The organism is Achromobacter sp. (assembly GCF_057314935.1).
The window spans coordinates 58,186-65,110 of sequence record NZ_DBHKZA010000033.1 but is presented as its reverse complement, the minus strand read 5'-3'; the positions used below and the strand labels follow the sequence as shown (position 1 = coordinate 65,110).

Here is a 6,925-nt window from a genome sequence, read left to right as displayed (position 1 = left end):
TCCATGCCGCGGCGCTCGTCGCCGGACACGTCCAGCACCACCTGGCCTTGATGCAGCATGACCGTGCGGTCGCCCACGTCCAGCGCCTGGCGCATGCTGTGGGTGACCATCATGGTGGTCAGCTGGTTTTCGGCGACGATACGCGCCGTCAACTGCAGCACGAAGTCCGCCGTGCGCGGATCCAGCGCCGCGGTGTGCTCATCCAGCAGCAGGATGCGCGACGGCTGCAAGGCCGCCATCAGCAGGCTGACCGCCTGGCGCTGGCCGCCCGACAAGAGACCGATGCGGTCGGTCAGGCGGTTTTCCAGCCCCAGGCCCAACGTGGACAGGCGTTCGCGAAAACCGTCCTTCATCGATGCCTTGACGGCACGGCCGTAGCCGCGCCGCGCGCCGCGCATTTGCGCCAACGCCATGTTTTCTTCGATGGTCAGGTCTTCGCAGGTGCCGGCCATCGGGTCCTGGAACACGCGGGCCACACGGCCGGCGCGCGCCCAGACGGGCTGGCGCGTGACGTCCACGCCATTGATGTCGATGCGGCCGGAATCGACCGGCAGGTCGCCTGAGACGGCGTTCAGGAACGTGGACTTGCCGGCGCCGTTGGAGCCGATGACAGTCACGAACTGGCCCGACGGGATGTCCAGCGACATGCCGCGCAAGGCGCGGGTCTCGATGGGCGTGCCGGCGTTGAAAGTAATCTTGAGATCTTTAGCGGACAACATTTCAGTACTCCATTGTGCAGTCGCAGCACCCGCGCCGCACGAGGCTGGCGCAGCTAGACCGGGGCCGCCGCGGAGCCGGCTTTGCCGGTCCGCCAGCGGCGCCCCCTTGAGGGGGAAGCGCCAGGGGCGCTTCGGGGGTGGGCATCAACTTTTCTTGCCGACCAGGCGGCGCTTGAGCATCGGGATGACCAGGGCGACCGTGACCAGCACCGCGGTGACGAGGTTCAGGTCTTGCGCCTTCAGGCCGATGAAATCGCTGTTCAGCGCCAGCGCGATGAAGAAGCGGTAGACGATGGCGCCGATGATGACGGCAAGCGTCGCCAGCACCAGTTTGCGCGACGGCAGGATGCTTTCGCCGACGATCACCGCGGCCAGGCCGATCACGATGGTGCCGATGCCCATCGAGATGTCCGAACCGCCTTGGGTCTGCGCGAACAGCGCCCCGGCCAGGGCGACCAGCGCGTTCGACAACGCCATACCGCCCAGGATCATGCGACCGGTGTTGACGCCCTGCGCGCGGGCCATGCGGCCGTTGGAGCCGGTGGCGCGAACGGCCAGCCCGGTCTGCGTGGCGAAGAACCAGTCCAGCGCCAGCTTGGCCAGGATCACGATCACGATCAGGATCAGCGGGCGGGCGACGTAGTCGGAAATCCAGCCCGGCTGCAGGATCGTGAAGACAGTGGGTTCGGTGATCAGCGGCACGTTGGGCTTGCCCATGATGCGCAGGTTGACCGAGTACAGGGCGATCATCATCAGGATGCTGGCCAGCAGATCCATGATCTTGAGCTTCACGTTCAGCCAGCCCGTGACCAGCCCGGCGGCCGCGCCGGCGAAGGTGGCGATGATGGTGGCGGAAAACGGATCGGTGCCCGACGCGATCAGCGTGGCACAGACGGCGCCGCCCAGCGGGAAGCTGCCGTCAACGGTCAGGTCGGGGAAGCGCAGCAGGCGAAAGGAGATAAACACGCCCAAGGCCACCAGGCTGAAGATCAGCCCGATCTCCAACGCGCCTAACAACGAGAACAATGACATGGGTCAAATCCAATCAGGGTAAGGAAGGTGCATATTAAAGACTTGAAACGTCGGATTTCTTGCGTTTGGGGGTCAGTTTTACCCCAGCTTTCGCAATAAACGTTTCCCGGGCCGCCATTTTCGCTTGTTTCCTGCCAAAGCGTCTCCTCGCGTGTCGGCAATGCCGCAAGCGGAGTCGTAGAAGACCGTTCAGGGAGCAAAAACGCCCGGTGCGGCACGCGCCGCGTTGGCGGGGCACCCGGCAATTCAAGACCAGCAGACTGCGCCGGGCCGCGAGCATCTTGTGAACGCTGCCGCCCTGAAGACCTGGGGGTAAGGCAAGACACCGAAAAAACCTAACAAAAACCCCGCGCACGCCGGATAGGCGTGGCGGGGTCCACGCGGAACCGCTTTACTTCACAACCACCGCGGCCGACTTGATGATGGCGTCCGACAAGGTCACGCCTTGCTTGGCGGCAGCGCCCGGATTCACGTACAGCTCAAGCTTCGAGATGGTTTCCGACGGGATCGCGCCGGGCTTTTCGCCCTTCAGGATGCGAACGACCACCTTGCCCGTCTGCACGCCCAGGTCGCGGTAGTTGATGCCCAGGGCGGCGATGCCGCCGCGCTTGACGCTGTCGGTATCGGATGCGATCAGCGGGATCTTGGCGTCGTTGCCGACCTTCACCAGCGATTCGTAGGCCGACACCACGTTGTTGTCGGTGTTGGTATAGATGACGTCGACCTTGCCGATCAGGCTGCGCGCGGCGGAAGCCACGTCGACCGAACGCGGGGCGGCGGCTTCGACCAGGCTCATGCCGTACTTGGGCAGGATTTCCTGGAGCTTCTTCACGACCACGACCGAATTGGCTTCGCCCGGGTTGTAGACCATGCCCACGCGCTTGGCGTTGGGGACGATCTTCTTGATGAGGTCAACCTGCTTGTCCAGCGCCAGCAGGTCCGACACGCCAGTCACGTTCGTGCCCGAGGCGTCCATGCTGGTAACCAGCTGGGCGGCGACCGGGTCGGTCACGGCGGAAAACACCACCGGCACGTCCTTCGTGGCGGCCACGACGGCTTGGGCCGACGGCGTGGCGATCGCGACGATGGCGTCGGGCTTGTCGCCCACGAACTTGCGGGCGATCTGCGCGGCGGTGCCGTTGTTGCCCTGCGCGCTCTGGTACTGCCACTTCAGGTTCTTGCCCGCTTCATAGCCGGCTTGCTTGAGCGCGTCTTGCACGCCGTCGCGCACGGCGTCCAGCGCCGGGTGCTCGACGATGGCGGTGATCGCCACCGACTTCTGCTGCGCGGCCACAGGCGCGGCGATAGCCATCGCCAGCGCCATGGCGCCAACCGTCAGAAAATGTTTTTTTCCGATCAGCATACTAAGCTCCTTGAACCCTTGATCGTTGTTCGTTGGGGGTTGTCGTGGGGGTTTCGTGGGGGGTTTTTATGGAAGGTTTTTGTGGTTATGGCCGCATCGGCGGCTTCCCGCCTGTTTGGCCAGCCATAAAGCCGTATAGTCTAACTTGCCGCCACGCAAAATAACTTGGGGGGAATCCCTGAAATGGTGCATGCCGCAACCCGGATGCCCCACGCCGGGGCACGCGGCGCCAATATACTAAACCGGCGCGGCCGCCCCTTCCCGGCAAGCCGCCGCCGCATCCAAAGGCCCACACCATGATCAAACGCGCTCTAGGCCGTTCCGGCCTGCAAATCCCCCCGCTCACCTTTGGCGGCAACGTCTTCGGCTGGACCGTCGACGAAGCCGGCACATACTCGCTGCTGGACGCCCTAGTCGACGCGGGCCTGAACTTCATCGACACCGCCGACGTCTATTCGCGCTGGGTCCCGGGCAACCAGGGCGGCGAATCCGAAACACTGATCGGAAAATGGCTCAAGCGCTCCGGCAAACGCGACCGCGTGTTGATCGCCACCAAGGTCGGCATGGAGATGGGGCCCGACGCCCGCGGCCTGGCGCCCGCCTACATCCGCCGTTCGCTGGATGCGTCGCTGGCCCGCCTGCAGACTGACCATGTGGACCTGTACCAATCCCACAAAGACGATCCCGACACCCCGCTGACCGACACGCTGGCGGAATACGCCAAGCACATCGAATCCGGCAAGGTGCGCGCCATCGGGGCCTCGAACTACACGGCCGTGCGCTTGTCCGAAGCGCTGATCACGGCGGAACGGCACGACCTGCCGCGCTATGAAAGCATCCAGCCCGAATACAACCTGTACAGCCGCGAACCCTTCGAATCCGGCCTGCAGAGCCTGGTGAAAACCCAGCAGATGGGCACCATCAACTACTACGCGCTCGCCAGCGGCTTTCTTAGCGGCAAGTACCGCAGCGCGGCCGACGTGGGCAAAAGCGCACGCGGTCAGAAGATTGTCGACACGTACCTGAACGACCGGGGGCTGCGCATCCTGAAGGCGCTGGACGAGGTTTCCGAGGACGCCGGCTGCACGCCCGCGCAGGCCGCGCTGGCCTGGCAGATCGCGCAGCCCGGCATTACCTCGCCCATTGTCAGCGCCACCTCGATCGCCCAGCTGGACGAACTGGTCAAGGCCGCCAGCCTGACGCTGACGCATGACCAGCTGGCCAAGCTCAGCCAGGCCAGCGAGTGGCGCTAGGCATCAGAAGCGCTGGGTCAGCGTGACCAGCGCGGCACGGCCTTCGCCATAGAAGACCGAGTTGTAAAAGCCCATGGAACGGTAGTACTTCTTGTCGGCCAGGTTGCGCACGTTCAGTTGCAGCTGCGTCTTGTCCGAGAAGTTGTACTGCGCCATGACGTCGAACAGCGCATAGGGCTTCTGCACGATCGAGCCGGATTGCAGGCCGTAATAGGTCTGCGCGCTGGTCTGGCTCTGCCACCGCACGCCGCCGCCCACCGTCAGCTTGTTCCAAGCGCCCGGCAAGCGGTACGCCGTGCTCAGCTTCAACAGCTGTTCGGGCTGGGTGGTCTGCACCTTCTTGCCGGTGTTGTCCTTGGACTGGCGGTACGTATAGCCCAGGAAGATATTCCAGCCCGGCATCACCTCGCCGGCCACCTCGGCCTCGAAGCCGCGCGTGCGGGTCCCGTCAAGGATGTAGTACCAGCCGTCGTCGTGGGCATAGTCGTAGCCGCCGTACTCGGCGACGTCCTTCTGGTCGGTCTGGAACACCGCCACGGACGCGTTCAGGCGGCCGTCCAGGTACGATGCTTTCAGGCCCGCTTCGTAGTTGTGGCCATACGCCGGCCCCGCCATGTCCCACGTCTGCGTCTTCACCATCTGCGGCTGGAAGATGTTGGTATAGCTGGCGTAGGCGGTGTAGGTGTCGTTCAGGTCATAGGTCACGCCCACATACGGCGTGACCTCGGAATACGTGTGGGAATAGCCCGTCACGCCCCAGCTTGTCTCCGTGGATTCCCAACGCGTCCAGCGCGCACCGGTCAACAGGTGCAGGCGGTCGGTTAAGCCCAGGCGCAGCGTGCCGTAGACGCCCGTCTGCTCGTTGCGGTTGGTCTGCGACAGCGCCAGGATGTCCCAGTTCGGCGCGGGCCAGTCGCCCGTCCAGTTCTTGACGTCGGGAATCGGATAGGTCGCCTGATCGGACGTGTCCCAGCTTTGGTTCCACGCCTTGATGACCGAATGCGAAAAGCCCAGGTTGAACTGGTGGCGCCGGCCGAAAGCGTTGAAGTCGCCGTCCATGGAGCCTCCGACCACGTCCTGGTCGCTGCCGCCCACGAACTTGCGCAGCAGCGGCGGCGTCGAGAAGCCGTCGATGGTTACCGGCACGTCGGACGTGAACAGCAGCGGCGCGTCGAACTTGTTTTCCAGGCGCGTGTAGGACAGGCGCGCGTTCCAGCCGTTGGCGAAGCCGTGGTCGATCTGGGCGAAGTACTCGTGCGAATCCGTGTCCCAGCGCGACCATTTGGCACCCATGGCCTGCCCCTTGGGCCAGTCGATCGGCTTGCCGTTGGCGTCCAGCGCCGGCAAGCCGCCCCAGCTGATGCCGCTGGGACGTGTGCGCTGCACCGAGCCGCCGACGCTGATCGTGGTGGCGTCAGCCACGTCCGCCTCGATGATGCCGTAGAGCACATCGCGCTTTTTCTTGTAGAGGTCCATGGTGTCGCCGCGCCGTTCCTTGGCGCCGACGATGCGCCCGCGCACCGAACCGGATTCATTGAACGGCGTGGACAGGTCCACTTCGCCGCGATAGGTGTCTTCGGTGCCGGCCGACAGCTTGATGTCTCCCTGGAATTCGCGCGTGGGGCGCTTGCGGATGAAGTTCACCGATCCGCCGGGGTTGCCGGTGCCGCTCATCAAGCCGGTCGCGCCGCGGATGATCTCCACATGGTCGTAGATGACCGGGTCCAGGTTGCCGTCGCCGAATTGGTAGATGCCGTTCAACGGCTTGACCACGCCGTCGAACTGGAAGGTATCCATGGAAAAGCCGCGCGAGTAATAGCTCAGCCGCTCGGACTCCGCCTGCTGCACGTTCATGCCGGTGGCGTTTTCCATGACATCGCGCACCGACGTGATGGACCGATCGTCCATCTGCTGGCGGGTCAGCACGCTGGTCGATTGCGGCGTCTCGCGCTGCGACAGCACCAGGCCGTTGGCCGAACGCATCCAGTCGGCGGTGTACAAACCGGTGCCTTCGGTCGTGGCGCCCGCCCCCAGCACCACCACCGGCGCCAGCTGGGTCGCCTGCTGGCCATCCACGCGCTGCACGAGGTAATCGCCATCCGCCCGGCGCACCGCCTCAAGCCCGGTGCCGGCCAGCAGGGCGGCAAAGCCCTGGTCCACGCCATAGCCGCCCTGCAGGCCGGCAGTCTCCATGCCCTCGGCCAGCGCGGGGTCGAAAGACAGCAGCACCTGCGTCTGCTGGGCAAAGCTGGACAGCGCCGCACCCAGCGCGCCCGCGGGCACGTTCACGCTGTGGCGGGCCGCGGCCGCGGCGCCCGAGGGTTGGGCCTGGGCCGGCGCGGGCGACAACGCGGCGCCGGCCATCGCGGCCAGCACCAGCGCGGCGAACGCCTTGACGCGCAGACCCGCCGGCGCGGCGGGATGGGAAGGGAAAAAGGGCAGAGACATTTCGTTGGGTTCCAGGCGAAGTAATGTGTTGCTTCACCCGTATGCCAATCGAGAATGCAAAAGTGACAGCGTGGCGCGCAAAATTCTTTGCGCTTACCCTCGCGGGCCAA

At 65.0% G+C, this 6,925-nt stretch carries 5 protein-coding genes; 1 reads left to right on the top strand and 4 read right to left on the bottom strand.

Features of this window, described 5'->3' with window-relative positions; genetic code table 11:
- The 3 genes from ACO6D5_RS14370 to ACO6D5_RS14360 form a co-directional block, all read right to left on the bottom strand.
- Positions 1-719, bottom strand: a 719-nt coding sequence (locus tag ACO6D5_RS14370; RefSeq protein WP_485825758.1) for an ABC transporter ATP-binding protein, incomplete at its 3' end; no start/stop codon positions are given.
- A gap of 144 nt (positions 720-863) precedes the next feature.
- Complete coding sequence (locus tag ACO6D5_RS14365) at positions 864-1,751, bottom strand: ABC transporter permease subunit (protein ID WP_315846313.1); 888 nt, start codon at positions 1,749-1,751, stop codon at positions 864-866.
- A gap of 391 nt (positions 1,752-2,142) precedes the next feature.
- Positions 2,143-3,114, bottom strand: coding sequence for an ABC transporter substrate-binding protein (locus ACO6D5_RS14360; protein ID WP_485825757.1), 972 nt, complete (start codon positions 3,112-3,114; stop codon positions 2,143-2,145).
- A gap of 296 nt (positions 3,115-3,410) precedes the next feature.
- On the opposite strand from ACO6D5_RS14360, the gene ACO6D5_RS14355 reads away from it, so the two are divergent.
- On the top strand, positions 3,411-4,367 hold the full coding sequence (locus ACO6D5_RS14355; RefSeq protein ID WP_485825756.1) for an aldo/keto reductase: 957 nt from the start codon (positions 3,411-3,413) through the stop codon (positions 4,365-4,367).
- Positions 4,368-4,370: 3 nt separating this feature from the next.
- On the opposite strand, the gene ACO6D5_RS14350 is transcribed toward ACO6D5_RS14355, so the two are convergent.
- Positions 4,371-6,815 carry a TonB-dependent siderophore receptor gene (locus ACO6D5_RS14350; RefSeq protein ID WP_485825755.1) on the bottom strand — a complete coding sequence of 815 codons (2,445 nt, stop codon included), beginning with the start codon at positions 6,813-6,815 and terminating at the stop codon, positions 4,371-4,373.
- Positions 6,816-6,925: the final 110 nt, after the last annotated feature.